The sequence below is a fragment of the Arthrobacter cryoconiti genome, from assembly GCF_020905375.1.
Lineage (GTDB): Bacteria > Actinomycetota > Actinomycetes > Actinomycetales > Micrococcaceae > Specibacter > Specibacter cryoconiti.
Map to the genome: position 1 here is coordinate 22,450 of NZ_JAJJBU010000019.1, position 23,305 is coordinate 45,754.

General features: G+C 58.5%; 23 protein-coding genes and 2 tRNA genes. 19 read left to right on the forward strand and 6 right to left on the reverse strand.

The window, feature by feature from the left end; genetic code table 11:
• Positions 1 to 16: 16 nt before the first annotated feature.
• The 5 genes from LOH53_RS10110 to LOH53_RS10130 form a co-directional block, all read right to left on the reverse strand.
• Complete coding sequence (locus LOH53_RS10110) at positions 17 to 2,551, reverse strand: ABC transporter permease (protein WP_230067618.1); 2,535 nt, start codon at positions 2,549 to 2,551, stop codon at positions 17 to 19.
• 3 nt (positions 2,552 to 2,554) lie between these two features.
• On the reverse strand, positions 2,555 to 3,307 hold the full coding sequence (locus tag LOH53_RS10115; protein ID WP_230067619.1) for an ABC transporter ATP-binding protein: 753 nt from the start codon (positions 3,305 to 3,307) through the stop codon (positions 2,555 to 2,557).
• 117 nt (positions 3,308 to 3,424) lie between these two features.
• Positions 3,425 to 4,129, reverse strand: coding sequence for a response regulator (locus tag LOH53_RS10120; RefSeq protein ID WP_230067620.1), 705 nt, complete (start codon positions 4,127 to 4,129; stop codon positions 3,425 to 3,427).
• Complete coding sequence (locus LOH53_RS10125) at positions 4,129 to 5,436, reverse strand: sensor histidine kinase (RefSeq protein ID WP_230067621.1); 1,308 nt, start codon at positions 5,434 to 5,436, stop codon at positions 4,129 to 4,131. Before LOH53_RS10125 ends, LOH53_RS10120 begins: the two co-directional genes overlap by 1 nt.
• Positions 5,437 to 5,503: 67 nt before the next feature.
• On the reverse strand, positions 5,504 to 6,982 hold the full coding sequence (locus LOH53_RS10130) for an SDR family oxidoreductase (protein ID WP_230067622.1): 1,479 nt from the start codon (positions 6,980 to 6,982) through the stop codon (positions 5,504 to 5,506).
• 149 nt (positions 6,983 to 7,131) lie between these two features.
• Between LOH53_RS10130 and LOH53_RS10135 the strand changes: the two genes are divergently transcribed.
• From LOH53_RS10135 to LOH53_RS10180, 10 genes are all read left to right on the forward strand, one after another.
• Positions 7,132 to 7,671 carry a MarR family winged helix-turn-helix transcriptional regulator gene (locus LOH53_RS10135; RefSeq protein WP_230067623.1) on the forward strand — a complete coding sequence of 180 codons (540 nt, stop codon included), beginning with the start codon at positions 7,132 to 7,134 and terminating at the stop codon, positions 7,669 to 7,671.
• 58 nt (positions 7,672 to 7,729) lie between these two features.
• Entirely contained in the window at positions 7,730 to 8,791 is a 1,062-nt protein-coding gene (locus tag LOH53_RS10140) for a polyprenyl synthetase family protein (protein WP_230067624.1), read from the forward strand.
• 1 nt (position 8,792) lies between these two features.
• Positions 8,793 to 9,698, forward strand: coding sequence for a phytoene/squalene synthase family protein (locus LOH53_RS10145; RefSeq protein ID WP_230067625.1), 906 nt, complete (start codon positions 8,793 to 8,795; stop codon positions 9,696 to 9,698).
• Between the two features lie 104 nt (positions 9,699 to 9,802).
• On the forward strand, positions 9,803 to 11,455 hold the full coding sequence (crtI, locus tag LOH53_RS10150) for a phytoene desaturase family protein (protein ID WP_230067777.1): 1,653 nt from the start codon (positions 9,803 to 9,805) through the stop codon (positions 11,453 to 11,455).
• The gene (locus LOH53_RS10155; protein WP_326832765.1) at positions 11,455 to 11,790 is read left to right on the forward strand and encodes a lycopene cyclase domain-containing protein; all 336 of its coding nucleotides are present in this window, start codon (positions 11,455 to 11,457) and stop codon (positions 11,788 to 11,790) included. Before crtI ends, LOH53_RS10155 begins: the two co-directional genes overlap by 1 nt.
• The gene (locus tag LOH53_RS10160) at positions 11,787 to 12,095 is read left to right on the forward strand and encodes a lycopene cyclase domain-containing protein (protein ID WP_230067626.1); all 309 of its coding nucleotides are present in this window, start codon (positions 11,787 to 11,789) and stop codon (positions 12,093 to 12,095) included. The genes LOH53_RS10155 and LOH53_RS10160 overlap by 4 nt, the downstream gene beginning before the upstream one ends.
• Positions 12,092 to 12,940: a prenyltransferase gene (locus tag LOH53_RS10165; RefSeq protein WP_230067627.1), complete on the forward strand. Its 849-nt coding sequence runs from the start codon at positions 12,092 to 12,094 to the stop codon at positions 12,938 to 12,940. The genes LOH53_RS10160 and LOH53_RS10165 overlap by 4 nt, the downstream gene beginning before the upstream one ends.
• A 34-nt stretch (positions 12,941 to 12,974) precedes the next feature.
• Positions 12,975 to 14,351: a cryptochrome/photolyase family protein gene (locus LOH53_RS10170; RefSeq protein WP_230067778.1), complete on the forward strand. Its 1,377-nt coding sequence runs from the start codon at positions 12,975 to 12,977 to the stop codon at positions 14,349 to 14,351.
• A gap of 60 nt (positions 14,352 to 14,411) precedes the next feature.
• Positions 14,412 to 15,464 carry a 3-isopropylmalate dehydrogenase gene (locus tag LOH53_RS10175; RefSeq protein ID WP_230067628.1) on the forward strand — a complete coding sequence of 351 codons (1,053 nt, stop codon included), beginning with the start codon at positions 14,412 to 14,414 and terminating at the stop codon, positions 15,462 to 15,464.
• Between the two features lie 164 nt (positions 15,465 to 15,628).
• Positions 15,629 to 16,741 carry a branched-chain amino acid aminotransferase gene (locus LOH53_RS10180; RefSeq protein ID WP_230067629.1) on the forward strand — a complete coding sequence of 371 codons (1,113 nt, stop codon included), beginning with the start codon at positions 15,629 to 15,631 and terminating at the stop codon, positions 16,739 to 16,741.
• A 26-nt stretch (positions 16,742 to 16,767) separates the two neighbouring features.
• On the opposite strand, the gene LOH53_RS10185 is transcribed toward LOH53_RS10180, so the two are convergent.
• Positions 16,768 to 17,805 carry a mechanosensitive ion channel family protein gene (locus LOH53_RS10185; RefSeq protein ID WP_230067630.1) on the reverse strand — a complete coding sequence of 346 codons (1,038 nt, stop codon included), beginning with the start codon at positions 17,803 to 17,805 and terminating at the stop codon, positions 16,768 to 16,770.
• A gap of 190 nt (positions 17,806 to 17,995) precedes the next feature.
• On the opposite strand from LOH53_RS10185, the gene LOH53_RS10190 reads away from it, so the two are divergent.
• The 9 genes from LOH53_RS10190 (at position 17,996) to LOH53_RS10230 (ending at position 23,228) form a co-directional block, all read left to right on the forward strand.
• Complete coding sequence (locus tag LOH53_RS10190) at positions 17,996 to 18,811, forward strand: formate/nitrite transporter family protein (RefSeq protein ID WP_230067631.1); 816 nt, start codon at positions 17,996 to 17,998, stop codon at positions 18,809 to 18,811.
• Between the two features lie 51 nt (positions 18,812 to 18,862).
• Complete coding sequence (locus LOH53_RS10195; protein WP_230067632.1) at positions 18,863 to 19,639, forward strand: fumarylacetoacetate hydrolase family protein; 777 nt, start codon at positions 18,863 to 18,865, stop codon at positions 19,637 to 19,639.
• Positions 19,640 to 19,956: 317 nt separating this feature from the next.
• Positions 19,957 to 20,148, forward strand: a complete 192-nt coding sequence (locus LOH53_RS10200) for a hypothetical protein (protein ID WP_230067633.1) — start codon at positions 19,957 to 19,959, stop codon at positions 20,146 to 20,148.
• Positions 20,149 to 20,155: 7 nt separating this feature from the next.
• Positions 20,156 to 20,443: a cupin domain-containing protein gene (locus LOH53_RS10205; protein ID WP_230067634.1), complete on the forward strand. Its 288-nt coding sequence runs from the start codon at positions 20,156 to 20,158 to the stop codon at positions 20,441 to 20,443.
• 9 nt (positions 20,444 to 20,452) lie between these two features.
• On the forward strand, positions 20,453 to 20,572 hold the full coding sequence (locus LOH53_RS10210) for a cupin domain-containing protein (RefSeq protein ID WP_230067635.1): 120 nt from the start codon (positions 20,453 to 20,455) through the stop codon (positions 20,570 to 20,572).
• Positions 20,569 to 22,068 (forward strand): glutamate--tRNA ligase, encoded by a 1,500-nt coding sequence (gltX, locus tag LOH53_RS10215; protein ID WP_230067636.1) that lies wholly within the window; start codon positions 20,569 to 20,571, stop codon positions 22,066 to 22,068. Before LOH53_RS10210 ends, gltX begins: the two co-directional genes overlap by 4 nt.
• A 3-nt stretch (positions 22,069 to 22,071) precedes the next feature.
• On the forward strand, positions 22,072 to 22,863 hold the full coding sequence (locus LOH53_RS10220; protein WP_230067637.1) for an HAD family hydrolase: 792 nt from the start codon (positions 22,072 to 22,074) through the stop codon (positions 22,861 to 22,863).
• A 129-nt stretch (positions 22,864 to 22,992) separates the two neighbouring features.
• A tRNA-Gln gene (locus tag LOH53_RS10225) sits at positions 22,993 to 23,064 on the forward strand.
• 91 nt (positions 23,065 to 23,155) lie between these two features.
• Positions 23,156 to 23,228, forward strand: a tRNA-Glu gene (locus LOH53_RS10230).
• The last annotated feature ends 77 nt before the right edge of the window (positions 23,229 to 23,305 follow it).

Here is a 23,305-nt window from a genome sequence, read left to right on the forward strand (position 1 = left end):
CCCGCAGTTGGGTGGGTTAGTCCATGGCCAAACCTTCCACGGGTGAGAGCCGGGCGGCTCGGCGGGCAGGGATTACGGAGGCGAGCAATCCTGCGACTGCCGCAACGCCGACCACCAGCAGGATCTGGCCCCAAGGGACGACGGCGGTCACGTGGGCAAACTGGCCCAGCGCGGCCTGTGCACCGGCCCAGCCGTACACCACTCCCAAGGCAGCGCCCAGGAGCGAGGCAACTCCCGCAATCAGAACGGCCTCCAGGGCGAGCATGCCGCGGAGTTGGCCGCGGGTTAGGCCCAGCGCTCGTAGTAGCGAGTTTTCCCGGGTACGTTCTAATACCGAGAGCGACAAGGTGTTAGCGACGCCGATCAAGGCTATGAAAACGGCTACCGCTAGCAACCCCGTGACGACGAGTAGAAGCAGATCGATGAGTTGGCTGAAGGTGGCCTTCTCCAATACGGCTCCGGAAACTTGGTACTCGTTCAGATGCAGGGTGCCGGCAATTGCCGTGCGCATCGTCATCAGCTCAGCGGTGTTCAGTCCCGGTTGCGCCGAAATCCAGACGATGCTCGGGTGCTCGAGCAACTGCGGGTCGGTTTCTTTCAAGGGGGCAAAGGAGTCCAAGGAGGCCAGCGCACCGAAGGTATCCGTGGTTGCCTGGGCAATCGTGACGTCGGTGCTCTGGGTGCCCGCCTGCAAACTACCAGAAACGGCCTTAGTTCCCTTTGGCATGATGACGGTGGTTCCCTTGGGACGGTTGTCTGCATTCGCCAGCAGAGTTTTAGCGTCTGCATCGGTCATCCCGTAAACCGGCATAAGTTCTTCACCAGCAGTGAGCGTACCTACCAATTTCAGGGCCGCGACAGCTTTCACCCCAGCTATTGAGCGGACTTTATCCACGTCTTGGGCGGTCATGATGCCGCTGTCCGCGCTCCCGGAATTTCCTCCTGCGCCAGGGTAGGACTCGGCAACAATATCTACTGGGTAGTGACCGTCCAGCGAAGTATCGAATGCTGATCGTGCTGTTGCGGCGCCCGTCATCATCATCGTCACAAGAGTCACGCCAATGAGCAGGGCCGATGCCGTGGCAGTGGTTCTGCGCGGATTTCGGACGGCGTTGGCAGCGGCCATTTTCCCCGGCACCCCTGCAGGACGTGCCAGCTTTCCGGCAAAAGCAACGAGTCGAGGAACGAACAAGCTTGCCGCCAGCAGAACTCCGACGAAGGAGGCCGCCCCGGCAGGGAGCGCCAGCAACAAAGATGAGTTGAGACCGCCGATAATGAGTCCGATCCCACCCAGGAGAATTAGCGCAACGCCGACGCCAAGCCTGACTCGACCGGCGGTCGTGTGGACGGTGGCGTCGTCGGACGGGCGCAGGGCCGCCAGTGGCGCTACCTTTGTTGCCGCGCGGGCCGGCACCAATGCCGCAAGCACGGTCAATAAGGTGCCGACGAGTAGTCCGGCGATGATGGCCGACGGCGGGACGGACAGGGTGGCAAACGCGAAGTCCGGGTTATTGCGCAGCAGAGCGACAACGGCGGACATGAGAGCAATGGCTGTGATCACGCCGAGTGCAGAAGCGACCAGGCCCACCACGAGGGCCTCGATCATCACTGAGCTGCGAATTTGGCGGCGGCTGGCACCGACGCAGCGTAGCAGCGCCAATTCGCGGGTACGTTGGGCCACTAGGACAGAGAACGTATTAGCGACCACGAGGGATGCGACCAAGAGAGCGACGCCGGCAAATGCCAGCAACACGATGGTTAGCTGGTCTTGCCCGCCGGTCAACACAGCAACTTGCGCCGTTGTCTTTTCGGCTGCGGTTTGGACGGTATTTGCTGGCTGATTCAGGGCTTGCGCCAGAGTGGACTTGGCTTCTGAGACGTTGGTGCCTGGCTTGAGCTTGAGCGTGAGGAGATCATACACCGATCCGGTGGTGGAAAGGCCCATAAGTGCTGCATTTGTGCCTTCAAACTGGGCAAAGGCGGAGCGCTGCGGGTCGCGGGATGTTGAGGTGATGGCGGTGATCGTCGCAGTGAGGGCTTTGGGGCTCACAGTGGTAGAAATGCCTTCAGCGTTACCGATGGGAGTAACAGAAGGTAAAAAGGTAACTGAGCTGCCCACCGAGAGCTTATTGCGATCGGCTGTGGTTTGATCGACGCTCACCTGTGAATCAGTGGTGGGCCACGTGCCTGAGATGAGTGTTAGCGGTTCAAGCGAGGCCACCGGCGATGCGGTGCTCAACGCGGCACCCAGGGTGCTGTTCCCCACCCGAACTTGCGGGTAGATAGTGTGGCTGGCAAAAGATGCAGCCACAAGAGGAGAGGCCGCTACGGTGTCAACAGCGGACTGGGCTAATGGAAGCTGTCCACTGGGGGAGACGACGAGGTCAGCGGCGGCGTATGCCTCGCCAAGTGAGGCCTTCAATGACGCCGTGGAACTTGCATTGACCATGAGGGTGGAGGACAGGAACGTTACGGCCAGCAACACGGCCAAGGTGATGGCGATGAATCGCCTGGAGTGGGCTTTTAGTTGACTCAACGAAACCTTCAGCATGGTCTATGCCCCCAGCTGTGCAAGCTTGGCCAGCACCGTCTCGGCCGTAGGATCGGCAATTTCCCCCACGAGTTCGCCGTCGTTCATGAGGATCACGCGGTCAGCATAGGACGCGGCGATGGGATCGTGGGTGACCATAATGATGGACTGCCCCATCTCCCGTGCGGCCCGCCGGAGCATGCCCAAAACTTCCGCACCGGAGCGAGAATCCAGGTTACCCGTGGGCTCATCACCGAAAATGACGTCCGGACGGGTGAGGAGTGCACGGGCAACGGCGACTCGCTGTTGCTGCCCTCCGGAGAGTTCATGAGGTTTGTGTGCAAGGCGATCGCGCAGACCCAAGGTGGTGGTTACGGAGGAGAACCACTGGGGATCAACCTTGGCGCCAGCAAGGGCAAGCGGCAACGTGATGTTCGCTTCGGCGGTGAGAGTGGGGACAAGATTGAAGGCTTGAAAGACAAAACCGATCCTGTCCCTGCGCAGTTGTGTTAGTGCTTTATCGTTGAGGCGGGTCAGCTCAGTTTCACCAAGATGGATGGTGCCAGCCGTGACTGAATCAAGTCCGGCGAGGCAATGCATGAGGGTGGATTTCCCGGAGCCTGAAGGACCCATGATGGCGGTGAATTGGCCAGCCGGAAAATCGATATCCACGCTTTTTAGGGCGGCTACCTCGGTGTCGCCCTTGCCGTAACTTTTAGTCAATCCGCGGGCCTGAACCGCTAGATTGTGCTGTTTTTTCTCGGTGATGATCGTCATGGCTTCAGCCTAATTGCGAGGTTATGCACAGCGAATCGGAGGACGGGTTGATATCTGTGCCCGCCCGAGGGCGCAGCCTCCTACCCAGGGATGAGCCGGTCTGCATCGCCACTGGTTCTAGCCCGGCGTGACGATTCCGGTTTCGTAAGCTATCACAACTACCTGCACACGGTCCCGGGCTCCCAATTTGGCCAGAATGTGTCCTACATGGGTTTTTACCGTGGCCTCGGAAACGAACAACTGAAGGGCGATCTCGGGATTGGAAAGTCCGTTGGCGATGAGAACGAAGACCTCATGCTCGCGGGCGGTCAGCGACGCGACAGCGTTCGAAGCGGCGTCATTTGCCGGACTCGGCGCAGACAGTAGAGGAGCCACATGATCGAGCAGTCGGCGTGTAGTGGACGGGGCAATTACGGCGTCGCCGGCGAAAACGGTCCGGATGGCGCCGAGCAGTTCTTCCGGGGGAGCATCCTTGAGGAGGAATCCGCTGGCTCCGGCGTGGATGGCAGCCAGCGCATATTCATCCAAGTCAAAGGTTGTGAGCACGACTATTCGCAGGCCGGACAGCCAAGACCCAACAGGGGCTACTTTGATCCGTTCCATGAGTCGACGGGTGGTCTCTATCCCGTCCATGCCGGGCATACGAACGTCCATGAGCACCACGTCGGCGGCGGTTGAAGATAGCGCAGCTAAGGCTTCGTTCCCGTTCCCCGCTTCAACAACAACGCAGAGGTCCGGCTGGGAATTGATCAGCATGCCGAATCCGGAACGCACCAATTGTTGGTCGTCCACGAGTGCTACGCGGATGGGTGTGCTTGTCATTAGAACTCCGTATAGGGGATGAAGATTGTGACGGCGAAACCGCCGCCGGCCAGTGGACCCGCCGACAGGCTTCCATCGTAAAGTTTGACGCGCTCCGCCATGCCGCGCAGGCCGTTCCCACCATTTTGGGAGTGGGAGAGCCTGTAGTAAGGAGCAGGCTCAGCGGAGGCTGCGCCGTCGTAGTAACCAGGGGTGGGTCTCTGTCTTTGAAAGGATGAAGTTTTCGGGATGGAACCGGTACTTTGGCGCGATGCCGATGCACCTCTGCCATTGTCAGTGACCGTCACTTCTAGCCCCTGTGCTTTCCAGTTCAAGATTACGGTGGAACTGACGTTGGGCCCGGCGTGTTTGATCACGTTTGTCAGGCCCTCTTGGACGCAGCGGTACGCGGTCAGCTCAGCGCCGGGAGGGAGGGGTCTGCGTGCAGAGCCGACGACGGTGTAGGCGATGGGAAGACCTGTGGCACGGATACCTAAGAGGAGCTCGTCGAGATCGATGAGCCCAGGGAGCGGGCGGGTGGACGCTTGCTCATCACCCCGCAGAACTCCCAGCAGACGGCGCATTTCCTGCAGTGATGACCTCCCAGTGCCTGCGATCGTGGCCAAGGTGGTCAGGGCAACCTCCGGGTTGGTGGCTGCTGCATAGCGGGCGCCGTCGGCCTGGGTAATGATGACTGACAGCGAATGCGCCACGATGTCATGCATTTCACGGGCGATGTGCGCTCTTTCGTCACTGGCCGCAAGCTCGCGTTCATGTGCCGCCTCAATTTCTAAACGGTGTGCACGATCAGAGAGCGCCTGCTCGCGCAGCCGCTTGGTGCGGGTGAGGTCTCCGGCTGTCCAGCTGAAGAGGACCAGAATCCAGAGGGCAAAGATCCAGACGACCCCATAGGGCAGCTCGGCCACTGATGCAGAAGAAAGATCATAAATATAGCGTGTGACGAACATGACGGAGCCTATGAGCGCAAGCCCTAGCCCGCCAAGGCTTGCCCAACGGGGACCGAATGCGGCCAATGCGTAAACGATGAGCGGCACGGAGATGTCCGCTACCGTAGGCGGCAGTGCAGTGGCCCATTGGAGGATGGCGACCCCGGCAACAATGAAACCAGCCGTGAGCGTGCGGGTGCGGCGCCATGCTAATGGAGCCACCAAGGCTGTGACGATAACGAGGACCGCGAGGGAATGCAGAAACGAGCCTGGATTGCTGAAGCTAAAGGGTGCCGCAACGAGCCACAGGAGCCCCGCGAGTGACAAGTCCACGGCAAAGCGATGCCGGGCGAACCAGTCGTAAATGGAGTGCGTGATCACGTCCTCAACTTTAGGGCGCTCTTGAGCATGGCGCATCCAGCCACGGGTGGAGCTTGTTGCGTCTGGTTTAGTCCGGCGTTCCGGCTGTGGCAGTGATCCGATTGGCCATCGATTTAAAGATGATGCCGTGGAAGGGAAGAACGCCCAGCCAGTACAAGCGTCCGGACAAGCCACGCGGAATGAAGATGGCACGTTGGCGGAAGATGCTGCCACCGGTTGTCCCCGGCGCGGGGGTGACCTCAAATTCCAGCCACGCGCGGCCAGGAACGATCATTTCTGCCCGCAATCGCAATAACTGGCCACGCTCAAGCTTTTCTACACGCCACCAATCCACCGTGTCGTTGAGCTGCAACGAGGTGGGGCTTCTCCGTCCTCTCGCTAAGCCCACACCTCCCGCTAATTTATCCATCCAGCCACGAACCGACCAGGCCAAGGGCATTGAATAGTAGCCGTGCTGGCCGCCGATCCCCTCAATGACGTCCCATACTTTCTCCGGGGGCGCCGCTGTCTCTTTCTTTCGTTCATCAGTGAAGACCGTCAGTCCGGCCCAATCGGGATCGCTGGGGAGAGGCTCGGCCGGAGCGCTGATCGCGTGGGCAGTGGCCCAGGTTGTGAGAACGTCGTCGGCTTCAATCTTCGCCAGCGCCAGCTCCACGGAACGCTTATATGGCGTTAGCCCGCCCTCCGGTGCTTGAATGTAGCGTTCAATGTCTCGTTCCTGCGCTACGCAATCGTGTTGGAGGGACTGGACCAAGGGAACAGCCAGTGCCCTCGGTACGGGAGTCACCAAATTGACCCATTGCGCGGCCAGCCACGGTGTCAGCACAGGCAGCGGTATGACGACTGGGCGGCGGAATCCTGCTGCTTCTGCGTAGCTACACATCATTTCCGCGTAGGTGAGCACTTGTGGCCCACCGATGTCGAAGGTGCGGTTCAGTTTTTTAGGCAGCCCGGCGGACTCAAGCAAGTAGTGCAATGCATCTCTGATGGCGATCGGCTGAACCTTATTGAGTACCCATCGCGGTGCTGGCATCACGGGAAGCACATCCGTGAGGTGGCGGACCATTTCAAAGCTTGCCGATCCGGAACCAATGACTAAGCCTGCCTGAAGCACAGTGGTGGGTGTGCCGGAGGCCAGCAGAATCTCGCCCACTTCTTTACGAGAAGACAGATGTTTGCTGAGTTCTCCCTGTGGATGCAGCCCGGACAGGTAAACGAGTCTCTCAACTCCCGACTCTCGAGAAGCTTTGCCCACGTTGATGGCGCACAGGCGTTCAATCTTGGCGAAGTCCTGGACCGAGCGGCCGCCGCCGGACATCGAATGAACCAGGTAGTAGACAATGTCTGTTCCTTGGCAAAGAGCGTCGGCAGTGGCAGGGTCCTCTAATGAGCCTTCCACTACCTCCACCGTGTCACTCCACGGCACATCCCGCAGTTTGCTCTTATCCCGCGTTAAGACCCGGACGGTGTGTCCGGCGTCGAGGAGTAGCGGAACTAGACGCCCACCAATATAGCCGGTGGCTCCGGCGACGGCGACGATGCTCACTTGGTTTCACCTGAAGGCATTTTGCAGTATCCCGAAGCTGTCACTGGAGCCCCATTTTCTGATCGTTGGGAGGAGTGGACTGTACAAATCCTCATGAGTAAACCATTATGTATTTAGATTTTCTTATTATCAAGTGATGGGAGCTAATTATGGAGCACACCGGAAAACCGCCGATGCCCCAGATGCACCCAGCGACCTTGCTGATTCGACAGGTCTTGGTGCTTGGCGAATCCATTGAATATGCGGTACGCCGCGAAATGGGCCTCAACGAGACAGACTTCCAAGCCATGCAGCACCTGATGAAGGATCCTGCCATGTCTCCTGGAGAGTTAGCCGCCAAGCTGCACCTGACAGCGGCAGCGACAACTACCGTGGTGGACCGGCTGATCGCGAAGGGACACGTGATGCGTGAGCCGCACCCAACTGACCGCCGTCGCTGGCTTATCAAGCCCAGCGACGAGTCGGTGCGAAAAACCATGGCAACCATCATGCCCATGATCCTCAAGGTGGATGCAAAGGTGCGGGGGTATTCAGAAGAAAGTCAGGAGTCCATCGTCGATTTTTTTGAAAACATGGTTGACTACATGAACGAGCGGATTGACTGTTTGGAACAGGGGCGAGAACCCCAAGCCAACAGCAGGAAAAAAGCCACGGCAGAGGGGGACAAATATAATGTCCAGAGCCAGTGAGATGGACGCTACACGTCAGCAAACACTCTATCCCTGCCAGCAGACACCGACTCCTACGGTGAGTCAAGAGATGACGGAGCTGACGTGGGCGCAGTTCCAACCTCAAGTTGCGGGTGTACTGGATGACTACTTTAGCGCCGAGGGTGCGCGGGCTCGAGGCTACTCGGCCAACTTTGCGGCCATGTGGGATCGACTAGCCTCTAGTACTTCCGGCGGCAAGTGGCTGCGGCCTAGATTGGTACATCTTGCCTACCACGCCTTCGGTGGCAGGGAGGTTGACTCCTGTGCGAAGCTGGCCGCATCCTTCGAGATGCTCCATGCGGCTCTAGTGGTCCATGACGATGTGATTGATAGGGACTTTGTTCGCCGAGGCAGTGACACCCTGGGTGCTGTGTATCGGGATCTGGCCCTGATCGAAGGGCACAGTCAAGCCGACGCGGAACACGCTGGATACTCGGCTGCCATCATCGCTGGGGATCTTTTGTTAACGGGTTCTTTGCGGTTGGCCACCTCAGCATCCACAGGACATAGGAATAGCCCCCTGATTCTGGAAACAGTTCATGATGCCATTTTTGCCTCCGCAGCCGGGGAATTAGACGATCTTCTGTTCTCCCTCAGCGACTCCTCGCCGGGGTTGACGGAGGTACTGAGTATGGAGCGACTCAAAACGGCTGTCTACTCGTTTGAGGCGCCCTTACGTGCGGGGGCACTCATGGCCGGGCAGAGCGATGAGCTGGCCGGCGCGCTCGCGGAAGTGGGTCGTGACATTGGAATCGCCTACCAGGTCATTGACGACGTCTTGGGAACATTTGGCGAATCGAGTGTGACGGGTAAATCTGTGGAGTCAGACCTGCGTGAAGGCAAACGGACCATCCTGACTACTTACGCGGGCGGGTATGCAGCGGCATCCGCCATCATGGACGCCTTCCGCAAGGGTGACGCTGAGGCAGGCGTGGTCCGTGATGCCATGAAGGAGCTGGGGGCCGATTCCTACGCACTAACGCTTGCCTCCCGGCTAGTTGAGCAGGCGCTGGACAAAGCGCGGGAGCTTGATTTGCCGGAGACACTGATGGTGGATTTGACACAGATTTGCAACTACGTCCTGACAAGGAGGAACTGACATGGGCAGCGATATCCTCGGACACTATTCAACAACTGCGTCCCGCAGTGCCTCAGTGGTGATTGGCAGTTATTCGACGTCGTTCGGCTTGGCCTGCTGGCTGCTGGGGCGTAAAGAACGTCAAGACATTGAAAACATTTACGCTCTAGTGCGTGTGGCAGATGAGGTGGTCGACGGCGCTGCGGAGGCCGCCGGGCTGTGCCCTACGGAAGTAGAGGCCCAACTCGATGGGCTCGAACGCGAAACGGAGCATGCGCTCAAGATTGGCTACAGCACCAACATGGTGGTGCACGCATTTGCCGGGACGGCTCGCCGCTGTTCCATCGGGGTTGAGCTGACGCGGCCGTTTTTTGCTTCCATGCGCACAGACTTGGCACAACACAGCCATTCGCCGGAGAGCCTGAAGGATTACATCTATGGCTCAGCGGAGGTTGTGGGCCTGATGTGCCTTGCGGTCTTTGAAACCATGGATGGGGCTACTGCAGGCCAGAATAATATCCAACTCACGGAATCTGCTCGCAGCCTAGGGGCCGCGTTCCAAAAAGTGAACTTTCTCCGTGACCTCGGCGCCGACAGCACGGACCTGGGCAGACTGTACTTTCCGGGGCTTGATCCAAGCGCTTTCAACGACGGGCACAAACTTGCCTTGCTGGCGGATATCCGCCATGACTTAGAAGTAGCCCGTTGGGGAATCCCTCTCTTAGCGCCACGCGCCCGGCTCGCGGTGCGTATGGCACACAACCTTTTCCTGGCTCTTGTGGTCAAACTCGAGCGGGTCCCTGCTGCGGAGCTAGTGACGCGACGTATCAGGGTGCCCGGATATCAAAAAGCGTATATAGCCCTCGGAGCCTGCGCAGGACCCTGGCATCAGCGCAGCACCACATCTGTTCAGGAGTCTGGCCTTTGAGCGCTAACAGCAATCGCTTCCGTCGGTTACCTTTCACCCGCAGCGAGCCCGCTCCCGGCATTCAACCCGTTAGAAACCAGCAGCCACATGGCGGAACGGAGTCCATTTCCGGTCCGTGCGTGGTGATCGGCGGAGGTATCTCAGGTCTGGCTACAGCTGGTCTCTTAGCCCGCGACGGCTATCAGGTGACCGTTCTGGAAAAACAAGATGAACTGGGCGGGCGTGCCGGCCGCTGGAGCCATGACGGCTTCACTTTCGATACTGGCCCATCCTGGTACCTCATGCCAGAAGTCATTGACCATTGGTTCAAAATGATGGGAACCAGTGCCGCAGCAGAGCTGGAACTGACGCCACTGGACCCGGCTTACAAACTGTTCAGCGCTCCCGGCAGCTCAGCAACCACTTCGGAGGAAGTCCATACTGGCCGCGAGCGGGCCATGGCACTCTTTGATACCCAACAGGCTGGTTCGGGGAAAGCGCTGGGTCGTTACCTCGATTCCGCTGCGCTTGCTTACACTTTGGCAAAGAAACACTTCCTGTATGACCCGTTCGGGACGTTGCGGCAACTGGCGAGCCCCGCGGTTCTTCGCCATGCGCCGCGGCTCGCTGGGCTACTGACCACTTCGTTACACCGCTTCGTTGCAGCCCGGTTCAAGAACCCACTGCAGCAAAAGATTCTTGGCTACCCTGCTGTCTTTTTAGGCACCAGCCCGTACAAAGCGCCGTCGATCTATCACCTGATGAGCCATCTTGACCTTCAAGACGGAGTGCTTTACCCCCAAGGCGGATTCATTGAAGTTGTCAACGCGATGGAGCGCGTCATTCGTGCCTGCGGAGTAAGGATTGAGACAGGGGCTACTGCCACTGCCATCCTCACAACTGCTGATGGGAAGCGGCAACGCTGCGAGGCCGTGGAATGGAACGACGCCGAAGGGGGCCCGCGCAGGACGGCCGCCACTGTGGTGGTCGGGGCTTGCGATCTGCACCATGTGGAAACATCGTTGCTACCGCAAAATCTGCGTACGCAATCCGCGCGGAAATGGCGGCGAGCTGATCCTGGGATTAGCGCCGTCTTGGTTTGCCTTGGAGTAAGCGGAGAGTTGGCGATGCTGGCACACCACAATCTCCTGTTCACGGAAGACTGGCAAGACAATTTTTCCCGTATTCTTGGCGGCCAGGAGCTCTCCGAAACGACGTCGATCTATGTATGCCGTCCCAGCGCAACTGATTCATCTGTGGCGCCTGCGGGCAGTGAAAATTTGTTCCTTTTGATCCCCGCTCCCGCGTTGCCGCAATGGGGTAAGGGCGGTGTCGACGGGGACGGTTCAGCCATGGTGGAAAAGATTGCTGACGCAGCCATCGCTCAGCTTGGCGCATGGGCGGGCGTGGACGACTTGCCCGCACGCATTAGCGTCCGGAGGACTTTCGGGCCGGCAGATTTCGCCGAGAATTTCAACGCATTCCAGGGAAGTGCACTGGGACTGGCACATACGTTGCGGCAAAGCGCGTTCTTACGCCCTCCCAATAACAACCGAAAAGTTGCAGGACTCTTTTATGCCGGAAGTTCCGTCCGTCCGGGCATCGGAGTTCCACTGTGCATGATTAGCGCGGAAATCGTGCTCAAATCTGTCCGAGGTGACACTTCTGGGGGACCATTGCCCGAACCGGATCCAGCAGATACGCCGGTCTCATCACGTGAGCGCGTTCTTCCCAATACGCCAGGAGACTCCCCGACTGCCGGAAAGGGGAGCCTCTAGTGGTCTACTTGCTGATACTGGTGGCACTGCTCGGATGCATGGCCTTGATAGACGCCCGCTTCAAGCTATTTGTGTTCGCCCGGCCCATGGCGGCAATCACAGTACTGATGCTAGGCACCGCGTTTTTTCTGGGTTGGGATCTGTGGGCGATCGCGGGCGGAATTTTCTTACACCGTGAATCCTCGCTCATGACCGGCGTCATGTTGGCGCCGTCGCTGCCGTTGGAGGAAGCATTTTTCCTGCTCTTCTTGTCTTACCAAACAATGATCCTCTTCACCGCTATCATCCGCGTGCTGCACAGCAAACCCTGGCGAAAAGCGGGTGCCCCGGAATGAGCTACTTAGAACTGAACATAATATTTGTAGCTGTAGCCGCCTTGGTGCTGGCTGGCGGCCTCTGGCGCCGAGCCGGGCGTGCCACTGCGTTTATCGCGGTCTTGGTAGCTATTGGGGTGCTCTTCGTTCTGACCATTGTCTTTGATAACGTCATGATCGTTTCGGGGCTCTTCGACTATGGAGAGTCGAGCCTAAGCTGGGCGCGAATTGGACTCATGCCGCTGGAGGACCTGGCCTACCCGCTGGCGGGGGCCATGCTGCTGCCTGGCTTATGGTTGCTGTTTTCCCGTGGAAGGAAAGAATGAAGAATTTGATCCTGACTTCCCGGCCAATCTCCTGGGTCAACACGGCATATCCTTTTGCCGCCGCGTACTTTTTGGCCACTGGCCGCGTGGATTGGCTGCTCGTGCTGGGAACGGTGTTCTTCCTGTTTCCCTACAATTTGGCCATGTACGGCATCAACGACGTCTTCGACTATGAATCGGACCTGCTCAACGCCCGCAAGGGAGGCGTGGAGGGTGCCGTCTTGGACCGCAGACACCATCGTTTCATTCTCTGGGCCGCACTGGTGTCCACAGCACCTTTTGTTGTGGTGCTGATGATCAGTGGCAATTGGGCAGCAAACGCTGTTCTAGTGTTTTCTCTTTTCGCCGTGGTCGCATACAGCGCGCCGGGTCTACGGTTCAAGGAACGGCCCTTTCTTGATTCCTTGACATCCAGTACACACTTTGTCTCACCGGCACTTTATGGCCTGGTGCTGGCTCAAACACCATTGACGCCAAGCCTATGGGCCTTCTTATTGGCGTTCTTCCTCTGGGGAATTGGCAGCCACGCGTTCGGCGCAGTCCAGGACATAGTTCCTGACCGCTTGGGTGGCTTGGCATCGATCGGCACGGTTTTAGGGTCCCGGTTCACCGTATGGTTTTCCTTTCTGGCCTATACCGCCGCAGGCCTTCTGATGTTATGGACCCCGGTACCCTTCGCGGCGGTCCTTGCACTGCCGTACATGATCAATGTTGCACCCTATCTGACCGTTGCGGATGCTACTTCAGCCGCAGCCAACGTAGCGTGGAAACGTTTTTTGTGGCTGAACTACCTCACCGGCTTCCTGGCCACCATGGCTCTCATTTGGCTGTATTTCAACTACTAAAAGCTGCGGCTGTCCTTGCGTGAAAGGAACCATCATCTCCACCTCACTAATCTGGTTCAGAGACGATCTGCGGGTAACTGACAACCCCGCTCTCTTAGCTGCATGTAACGCCGGAAATGCCGTCGCCCTGTATGTTCTGGACGAGGAATCGCCAGGGGTGCGGCCGCTGGGGGGTGCCGGGCGTTGGTGGTTACATCATGCGCTAGAAGACTTGCGCCTAGAACTAGAGCGGCTGGGGATCCCGCTGATCTTGCGCCGGGGTGCTGGAACCGGGGTTTTCTCCGACGTTATGGATGCCGTTGGCGCCACGTCGGCGTTCTGGAACCGCCGCTATGGTGGTGCAGAGCGCGCAGTGGACACCTCCGCTAAGGAATGGGCGGTCGAGCGCGGCCTACATGCCGAAAGCTTCCAAGCGTCACTTTTGCACGAACCCTGGCAAATTAGCACGGGGCAAGGGACCCCGTATCAGGTGTTTACCCCATTTTGGCGGGCCCTCTCAGCACTGAATTTCCGGGCGCCCTTGGATGCTCCCGATGCTGGCCACGGTTTTCTGGGTGCCCTTCCCGCATCTGATCGGCTGGGGGACTGGTCTTTACTTCCGGATGCTCCTGATTGGGCGGGAGGTTTGCGCACAGCGTGGGACCCGACCGTAGCTGGGGGACGCGAAGCGCTGGCAGATTTCTTGGACGGGGTGGTAGATGACTATGCCGCGGACCGGGACCGACCAGATAAACCGGGAACTAGCCGGATCTCGCCTTACCTGCGCTGGGGACAGTTGAGCCCGTTTGAAGTGTGGCACTCCCTGACAGACACCCGCAGTGATGGAGCCGCCGTCTTCGCGTCCCAGCTGGGCTGGCGAGAATTCTGCTGGCACCAACTTTTCCACCACCCAACGCTGGCTACCGATAATCTGCGTCCACGATTTGACGACTATCCATGGAGATGGCCGTCGTCAAAGTCAGAGGGTAGCGCCGTCGAATCATCAGCGAACACGATGCTGCACGCCTGGCAGAAGGGATGCACCGGAATCCCTCTGGTGGACGCCGGACAGCGCGAGTTGTGGACCACCGGCTTCATGCACAATAGAGTCCGGATGGTTGCCGCAAGCTTCCTCGTGAAGAATCTCGGGATCCATTGGCGAGTGGGGGAGGAGTGGTTCTGGGACACCTTGGTGGATGCTGATGCTGCATCGAATCCGGCGAATTGGCAGTGGGTGGCTGGCTCAGGAGCGGACGCCTCACCGTTTTTTCGGATCTTCAACCCGTTGACGCAGGCTCGCAAGTTTGATCCGGAGAGCAAATATGTCAGTCAGTGGGTGCCGGAATTTCTTCTTCCCGGTTACCCGGAACCCATCGTGGATCTGTTGCAAACGCGCCGTGAGGCCTTGGCAGCTTACGATCTCACCAAGTAGGTTGTCTCAAATGCTGGGATCATTTGACCATCATGTGGATGGTTTGGTTAGCATGAAAGCATGAGCGCATTGATTGACATAGCAGTAATTGCTGGCGACGGCATAGGTCCGGAAGTTACAGCTGAGGCCGTGAAGGTGCTAAAGAAAGTCACGGCGTCCGAAGGCCTGAGTCTAAAATTGACTGATTATTTGCTCGGCGCCGAGCACTGGTTGGCAACAGGGGAGACTCTCTCGGAGGAGACCATCCAGGCTCTGCGCGGTCATGATGCCATCCTTTTTGGGGCAGTGGGCGCGGCTCCCGGGGACACCAGCATCCCGTCCGGGCTCATTGAGCGCGAGATGCTACTCAAGCTGCGTTTCAGCCTTGACCACTACGTCAACTTGCGCCCGTCCTTTCTGTACGACGGCGTGGCCTCACCTTTAGCTCATCCGGGCACCATTGATTTTCTCGTGGTTCGTGAAGGAACCGAAGGGCCTTATGTTGGCAACGGTGGAGTCCTCCGAAAAGGGACTCCGCATGAAGTGGCAACAGAAGTCTCTGTGAATACTGCGTTTGGTGTGGAGAGAATCGTTCGAGACGGCTTCCGCCGAGCCAATGAGCGCCCACGCAAGAAGCTCACATATGTTCACAAGCACAATGTTCTGGTTTACGCCGGGCACCTGTGGAAGCGCACCATTGAAGCCATCGCCACGGAATACCCAGAGGTCAGCGTTGACTACCTGCACGTGGATGCTGCCATGATCTTCCTGGTCACCGATCCGGCGCGTTTTGATGTGATTGTCACCGACAACCTCTTTGGAGACATCATCACCGACCTTGCCGCCGCCGTCACCGGCGGTATTGGTCTTGCGGCATCCGGAAACATCAACATGGACCGAACAGCACCGTCGATGTTTGAGCCCGTCCATGGTTCGGCACCTGACATTGCAGGAAAACAAAAGGCCGATCCCAGTGCAGCGATACTCTCGGCTGCACTCTTGCTAGAACACCTCGGTCACGTTGGCGCCGCATCTCGTATTAAAGCGGCTGTTGCCTCTGACATCGCCATGCGCAATAGTGCCTCGCCACGGGCTACCAGCGTCGTCGGAGACGCAATCGCGCAAGCCCTCTGACGCCGTCGTGCCGGGCAGTGTGTAGGAGTAGGCTTTATCCCATAGAGTGAATGCATCGTAACCGAAATATTTGGTGCACGAGACTATTCAAAGCACGGATTTTTAGCCCTAAACTCCGCCCAGGCTGGTACATCCAATGACGGGCGCAACCAAGTGGAGGAAGCATGACCCAGACCCCAAATGAGCACGCATTCGATAAGCAGCTCGCCACGAACCCGAAGAGCGATGCCGAACGTGAAGCTATTTTGGCCAACCCCGGATTTGGCGACTACTTCACCGACCACACGGCCGTCGTGGATTATAAAGTCGATGTGGACGGCGTCGGAGGCTGGTCAAATGCGCGCATCGAGCCATACGGACCCATTGCCATGGACCCGGCTGCATCTGTGCTGCACTATGGTCAGGAAATTTTTGAAGGTCTGAAGGCATACCGTCATGGCGACGGCTCAGTATGGAGTTTCCGGCCGGAAGCCAACGCTGCCCGCTTCAATACCTCGGCTCGCCGTCTGGCCCTGCCCGAGCTACCCGAAGAGATCTTCATTGAGTCTTTGCGCCAGCTCGTAGAGACAGATCAGGCGTGGGTCCCCTCCGGCGACGGCGAAGCTCTCTACCTGCGTCCGTTCATGATTGCGACTGAGGCGTTCCTGGGTGTCCGCCCCGCGCGCGAAGTCTCTTACCGGGTGATTGCCTCACCGGCCGGGAACTACTTCGGCGGAGAGCTCAAGCCGATCTCCATCTGGCTCTCAACCAACTACGCTCGCGCTGGTGAAGGTGGCACTGGTGAGGCTAAATGCGGTGGCAACTATGCGGCGTCGCTCGCGGCCCAGATGGAAGCCGAAGCGCAGGGCTGTAAGCAGGTCCTCTTCCTTGACCCGTTCAACGACAACGCGATCGAAGAGCTGGGCGGGATGAACATCTTCTTCGTGTTCAAGGACGGACGTCTAGTAACTCCGGCACTCAACGGCCACATCCTGCACGGGATCACCCGTTCCTCCGTCATGCAGTTGGCTGCGGATCGGGGCTTGAAAGTCGAAGAACGCAAGATCACGATCGATGAATGGCGCGACGGCGTTGACTCCGGTGAGATCACCGAAGCGTTCGCCTGTGGCACCGCGGCAGTGATCACCCCGATCGGTGAGTTGAAGACAGCCCAGGGCTCGATTGCTTCTCCTGGTTCCGGCGCTGGTGAGGTCACCATGGCCATCCGCGAGACGCTTCTGGGGATTCAGACAGGTGCTGTGGAAGATCTGCACGGCTGGCTGACCCGTCTGATCTAAGGCACGCCCCGCAAATCGGGTTTGGCTCATTTTGCGGGGTTGGTCATTTCCCAACGCTGTCGAGGGATAGCGCCTTCGCCCTGTTGGACATGGGTGAGCATTGATTCGCGGACCAGGCAACGCAGCGTCCACAGTTCACCGCTGTCCTTGGCGCTGACGACTATACGTATCCGCACCATCCCGTTGACGGCGTCGGTGACTTCCAGCTTGCCCGTCCGGCCGTCCCATAGCGGAGTCCCTGCCAGTACGGAGTCTAAGTGTGCGCGGAGTTCGGGAACCGGGCTTTGCCAATCGAGGTCCAGTTCCACGCTGCCCATGATCTTGGGGCTGTTGCGGGTCCAGTTTTCAAACGGCGTTGTGGTGAAATACGTGGACGGCAAGATCAGCATCCGCTCATCCCAGACTCGGACCACCACATAGGTCATGGTGATCTCCTCAATCCGGCCCCATAACCCTTCCACCACGACGACGTCGTCAATCCTGATCGCGTCGGTGAAGGCGAGTTGGACGCCGGCGAAAACGTTGGAGAGTGAGCTTTGCACGGCTAAGCCGGCCACAATGGAGATTAGTCCGGCAGATGCCAACAGTCCTGTGCCCAGTGCCCTGACCTCGGGGATGGTCAAGAGGACTCCGGCCACAGCTAATGTGATCAACAGTGCAGCAACGATGCGCCGGCCCAATGTGATTTGGGTGGTTAGACGGCGCATCCTGCGGTTGTCCTTGATGCGCGTGGAAAAATGGCGCAGGACCAGTCGCTCGGTGATTCCCAAGGTGGCCAGCGCCAGCCAGATAAGGGCGGCGATGAGCCCGAGCATCAAGACGAAGTCTGCCGGGGCGAACCATGGCTGCTTGGGAACGGTGTAATTCAATGCCATACGCACACCGACAAACAAGAAGACCCCGAAAACAGGATACTTTGCCTGCGCAGAGCGGCGGCGAAAGTCCACAATTTTGCGAAATAGACGATTTGAGACTGCCCGAAGGATCACGGTAAGCAACAGTGCGACCGCAATGGCTGCCAGGATTGCCAAAGCGGGCCTTATGAGTTCTTCCAGTTCTGCCATCCATCAATCGTGTCAGAGGACCCCGGGGTGCTGTCCAACTGGAGTGCGTGGCGAACCCGGGCAACGGCCCGCAATAAATTCTTGCGGGCACAGCGCCATTGTGGACGCACACTGGCATAGGATGCACAAAAAGACGTCACATGCGGCGCCGGAATGTCCACTGCGGAGACGCCGCCGGCAAGGAGTAACCATGGATGAAGAGCAACGCCGGCGTGATCTAGGGAGCAATGACGCCCCGGTGGAGGAAGAGATTGAGGAAACCTTTGACCGCATCGTCGAGGAAGGCGCACAGCGGCTGAATCGTTCGTGGTTACAGGTGCTGGTGACAGGGGTTTTTGGTGGGGTTGAAGTTGGCTTGGGGGTCATGGCATACCTTGGCGTGGAGTACGCCACGGGCAGCAGGCTTTTAGCCGGGCTGGCGTTCGGGATTGGATTCATCGCACTTCTGTTAGCCAAGAGCGAACTTTTCACGGAAGGTTTTTTAGTACCCATCACCGCTGTTGTGGCTAAAGAGGCAACGTTGGGACAGCTGATGAAATTGTGGGGCGGAACCCTTGTGGCCAACCTCGCTGGCGGGTGGGTCTTCATGTGGGTGGTGATGCAAGCATTTCCACAATGGCGGGAGACCATTATTGATGCAGCGGCGCACTACGCTCTAGCGCCTTTGTCCTTGCAGACGGCGGCCCTGGCAGTGCTCGGCGGAAGCACCATCACGCTCATGACCCGCATGCAACACGGCACCGACTCCATGATGGCTAAGATTGTGGCCGCCGTGGGCGGCGGCTTCCTATTAGCGGGACTTCCACTGTTTCACTCCGTGTTGGATTCTTTGCTCATTTTTGGAGCCATTCATACGGGGGCACCTTTTGGCTACACACAGTGGCTGGGATGGTTTTGGTACACGGCGTTGCTGAACGTGGCGGGCGGGCTGGTGTTCGTTACGGCACTGCGTTTGGTGCGCACCAAAGAGCTCATCAAAGAAAGCCGCGCTGACCCCGCGGTGTGATAGCACAGTACTGATCGGCCAGAAGGGGCGAATACCGGTAGACTTCCCCTCATGCGTATAGCCCGATTTGTTGTTGATAATGACCCGATGTACGGCATTGTGGAAGGGGAAGATGGGAATGAAGTAGTCACCGTCATCAAAGGTGATCCCTTTTTCAACGGTGTGGAAACAACCACCATCAAGTACCCGCTGGCTGACGTCCGCTTGGTAGCCCCGATCATCCCTCGCAGCAAAGTCATCGGTGTAGGCCGCAACTTTGCCGAGCACGCACGCGAACTGGGCAACGAGGTCCCCGTGCACCCGCTCCTCTTTCTCAAGCCCAACACCTCGGTGGTAGGCCCCAACGAGCCGATCGTGATGCCGGAGTTCTCTGAGGAAGTATCCTACGAGGCTGAGCTCTGTGTCGTTATTGGCCGCATTTGCAAGGATGTGCCGGAGGACCGCGTGGACGAAGTCGTTTTCGGCTACACCTGCGGCAATGACCTGACGGCCCGCGATGTCCAGAAAACGGATGGTCAATGGGCCCGTGCGAAGGGGTTCGACACCTCTGCCCCCCTGGGACCGTGGATCGAAACGGAGCTTGATCCGGACGACCTCACCATTCAGGGCCGCCTCAACGGTGAACTTCGACAGGACGGGAACACCAACCAGATGGTGCGCAGTGTTCGCGAGCTTGTCTCGATCGTTTCGCAGGCGTTCACTCTCCTGCCAGGCGACGTCATCATGACTGGTACTCCGGCTGGTGTGGGTCTGTTGACCGAAGGAGATCGCTATGAAGTCGAGATCGAAGGCATCGGGCGTCTTTCCAACCCTGTGGTTAGGCGGTAGTCTGCCCTCCGTGAAGGTGACGGCGGAATGTTAAACGACCGGAATATGCGGCTCAGCGCGGATCAGCTTGGCCTCGACTAGGCGTCAACGTGTAAAGGAATCAACCAGAAGGATTGCCGCGGCTATCGCGGCGAACCCCGCGCAGGTTGGCCCGGCTCCAGCTCCGATCAAAAGCTATCCATGGCGATGGCGTGAGCTGACGGCTGCGGAGGCCGCTGCACACCCAAAGAAGACCGTCCTGAAGGGCAGCGGAACGGCGCTTTTATTGATCCGTTGCATCGCGGTAGTCGCCACGTCGCCCGGCAAGGTGCGCAGTGGTGGCAGCACAATCGCTGCAAGACCAGGTAGACCTCGCCCGCAATGCCGGAGCAGATAGCTGCCACGTGGTCATGTCACCGGGGTGGTCCATTTTGGTTCAGGATCGAGCGCCTTTCACTGTCATGGCCATGATGTCCGGAACCGCTTTCTTGGAAGCAGATAGCGGGCGCTTCGTTCTGGAAAAGGCGTGATGTCGTTGTGGTACGAGGGCCGGCCGCAAACACTTCGAGGGATGATCCCCTTCGGACCCAGGACGTCATCATCTATCCGGATCAGCGGTGTACGTCACCTCCCGGAGAAGATGTTTACACCAGCAGGACGAGTGGAATACGTACTTGGGGCCGCACCTCGGATGGTGCCACGACCATACTCATCGGCACTTATGAAAGCGATGCTGAGGTCGGAGCTGTAGTCACGAACGCATTGCCGAACGTTGCTGTGGTCCCGGCGGAGCAACTGAGCCCGACCCTGTTGGGATTCCTCTAAGAAGAAATCATGACCTCGGCACCCGGGCAAGGGGGTGTGATCGACCGGCTGGCGGATGTTCTCATTGTCCATTCGATCCGCGCATGGGCGGCGCTGAACCCACAGGCCGCTAAACTGGTCTCACCATGACTAATGCTGCTCAAATCCCCACTGTAAATGCGCAAACTCCCGTCCGGGTAAGGTTTTGTCCTTCTCCCACCGGTACGCCCCACGTGGGGTTGATCCGCACAGCCCTCTTTAACTGGGCCTATGCACGGCACACCGGCGGTAAACTCATTTTCCGCATCGAGGACACTGACGCCAAACGCGACTCCGAAGAAAGCTATGAACAGCTTCTGGATGGACTCAAATGGCTGGGCATCAGCTGGGACGAGGGCGTTGAAGTCGGCGGGCCGCATGAGCCGTACCGCCAGTCGCAGCGTGGAGACATCTACCGGGACGCTATTGAAAAGTTGATCGCCGGAGGACACGTATATGAGTCCTATTCCACGCCGGACGAAGTCGAAGCGCGGCACAAGACGGCTGGGCGGGACATCAAACTTGGCTACGATAATTTTGACCGTGACCTCTCCCAAGAGCAGATAGCCGCGTTCAAGGCGGAGGGTCGTTTGCCTGCGCTGCGCCTGCGCATGCCCGATGCGGACATCACCTTCACGGATTTGGTCCGGGGAGAGATCACCTTCAAGGCAGGATCGGTCCCGGATTACGCCGTCGTCCGGCCTAACGGTGCGCCGCTATACACCCTGGTGAACCCGGTGGATGATGCCCTGATGGGCGTCACCCATGTGCTGCGCGGGGAGGACTTGCTGTCCTCCACGCCGCGTCAGGTGGCCCTTTACCAGGCCCTGTATGAGGTGGGCATTGCCGAGCATATGCCGTTGTTTGGCCATTTGCCCTACGTAATGGGGGCAGGTAATAAGAAACTGTCCAAGCGTGACCCTGAGTCAAGCCTGTTCTTGCACCGGGACCGCGGCTTCATCCCCGAAGGACTTTTGAACTACCTCTCCTTGCTAGGCTGGTCGCTCTCTGCCGACGAGGACATTTTCACGGTGGAGCAGCTTGTCGCGAACTTTGACGTTCATGACGTTTTGGGCAATCCGGCGCGTTTCGACATCAAGAAGGCGGAGGCGATCAACGGCAATCATGTGCGTTTGTTGGAGGGCAGCGACTTCCGTAACCGGCTGGTGCCTTACCTCCAAGCCGCCGGGATCGTGGGGGAGACCCTGACCCCGCGGGAGGAGGGGATTCTCACCGAGGCCGCTCCGCTTATCCAAGAGCGGATCACGCTTCTGGGTGAGGCTCCCGAGATGCTCGCCTTCTTATTCAAGGCCGACGACGGCGTTGACGTGGCCGATGACGCTCGCAAGGGCATGCCCGAGAACCTCACTGAGGTCCTCGATGCCGCATTGGCGGCGTTGGCTCCGCTTGAGGAATGGACAGCGGAAAACATTCAGGGGGCATTGAAGTCGGCTCTGGTGGAGGGGTTGGGCGTCAAACCGCGTCTGGCATTTGGCCCCGTCCGCACTGCGCTGTCCGGGCGTCGGATTTCCCCACCCTTGTTCGAGTCCATGGTGATCTTGGGCAAGGAGTCATCCTTGACACGACTAAAGTCCTTCAGGGGCTAAATTATGGGCTTACACGCAGCACAAAATACTCCTGCCCCAGACGCCTCCGTGGGCTCTGGGGGATCGGTCAGGGGTGTTTTGTTTGATATTGATGACACTTTGGTGGATCTGCACGCTGCCATGAAAGTGGCCATGATCGCCGCCAGCAAACACATACTGCCCGCATTCACACAGGGGCAGTGGGACGGTTTCGCGGGCCTTTATATGGCCGACGCCGGAAAATACTACGATCGTTATATAGCCGGAGAATTCACGTTTTCACAACAGCGTGGGCTGAGAGCCCGCGAAGTGTTTGCGCACTTGGGAATTGACGGCTTTGACCAAGCTGCTGAAACGGTGTGGATCGAAGACTTTGAAAAAGCGCAGCCTGCTGCCATCAGGGCCTATCCGGACGTGGTCCCGGTACTCGATGCGTTGGATGCGATCGGCATCCCCTACGGGGCCGTGAGCAACAACGTCCATGGCTATCAACGCGCCAAGTTAGATCACGCCGGGCTTTCTCGAGTGAAAGTCTTGGTCGGGATTGACACGCTCAACGCGGCCAAGCCAGAACCCGAGGTCTTTTGGGAAGGTTGTCGCCTGCTGGGCACTGCCCCTGCCCAGACGCTCTACGTGGGGGATAACTATGTGATCGACGGAGCCGGGTCCGCCCAAGCTGGACTCAAGAGTTTTTGGCTCAATCGAAAAGGTGCCAGAACACCGCCCACAGCTGCTGCAGACCGGGTCTTGATGGTCTCCGGGCTGATGGAACTGCTGAGCGTCCTTCAGGAGCCAGCCGGGGTGTTCAACGGCTAGTGCGCGTGCCTGTAGAAGTGTACATTCGCGTTTTGGAGTCTGGGAAACTCTCAGGTATAGTTTTATCCCGGCGCGAGGGCCGATGAAGGACCGGGGAAACCCCTTGAATTCACGGCAGAACGTGGCCATTGGGATATGGTGTAATTGGCAACACATCGGTTTCTGGTACCGACATTCTAGGTTCGAGTCCTGGTATCCCAGCGCTTGCAAAAGCTGCTTTTTTCACTTGGCATACACGCGAAACTTCGGGTATTATCAACGAGGTTTTACAGGTAAAAAGTGAATGTATTAGGGCCCCATCGTATAGCGGCCTAGTACGCTGCCCTCTCACGGCGGTAACGCGGGTTCGAATCCCGCTGGGGTCACAAGCAAGGCCGGAAACCTACGGGATTCCGGCCTTTTGCATGCCCCCTGCGCGCGCTTGGGCGAGTATTCTCCGAGG

Bases quoted from the DNA above. Each gene is read 5' to 3' on its own strand.
- LOH53_RS10210 (WP_230067635.1), top strand. From the start codon at position 20,453: ATGACCTCGGCACCCGGGCAAGGGGGTGTGATCGACCGGCTGGCGGAT.
- LOH53_RS10190 (WP_230067631.1), top strand. From the start codon at position 17,996: ATGGATGAAGAGCAACGCCGGCGTGATCTAGGGAGCAATGACGCCCCG.
- LOH53_RS10165 (WP_230067627.1), top strand. From the start codon at position 12,092: ATGAAGAATTTGATCCTGACTTCCCGGCCAATCTCCTGGGTCAACACG.
- LOH53_RS10120 (WP_230067620.1), bottom strand. From the start codon at position 4,129: ATGACAAGCACACCCATCCGCGTAGCACTCGTGGACGACCAACAATTG.
- LOH53_RS10220 (WP_230067637.1), top strand. From the start codon at position 22,072: ATGGGCTTACACGCAGCACAAAATACTCCTGCCCCAGACGCCTCCGTG.
- LOH53_RS10185 (WP_230067630.1), bottom strand. From the start codon at position 17,805: ATGGCAGAACTGGAAGAACTCATAAGGCCCGCTTTGGCAATCCTGGCA.
- LOH53_RS10160 (WP_230067626.1), top strand. From the start codon at position 11,787: ATGAGCTACTTAGAACTGAACATAATATTTGTAGCTGTAGCCGCCTTG.
- LOH53_RS10195 (WP_230067632.1), top strand. From the start codon at position 18,863: ATGCGTATAGCCCGATTTGTTGTTGATAATGACCCGATGTACGGCATT.
- LOH53_RS10110 (WP_230067618.1), bottom strand. From the start codon at position 2,551: ATGCTGAAGGTTTCGTTGAGTCAACTAAAAGCCCACTCCAGGCGATTC.
- LOH53_RS10115 (WP_230067619.1), bottom strand. From the start codon at position 3,307: ATGACGATCATCACCGAGAAAAAACAGCACAATCTAGCGGTTCAGGCC.
- LOH53_RS10175 (WP_230067628.1), top strand. From the start codon at position 14,412: ATGAGCGCATTGATTGACATAGCAGTAATTGCTGGCGACGGCATAGGT.
- LOH53_RS10135 (WP_230067623.1), top strand. From the start codon at position 7,132: ATGGAGCACACCGGAAAACCGCCGATGCCCCAGATGCACCCAGCGACC.
- gltX (WP_230067636.1), top strand. From the start codon at position 20,569: ATGACTAATGCTGCTCAAATCCCCACTGTAAATGCGCAAACTCCCGTC.
- LOH53_RS10145 (WP_230067625.1), top strand. From the start codon at position 8,793: ATGGGCAGCGATATCCTCGGACACTATTCAACAACTGCGTCCCGCAGT.
- LOH53_RS10180 (WP_230067629.1), top strand. From the start codon at position 15,629: ATGACCCAGACCCCAAATGAGCACGCATTCGATAAGCAGCTCGCCACG.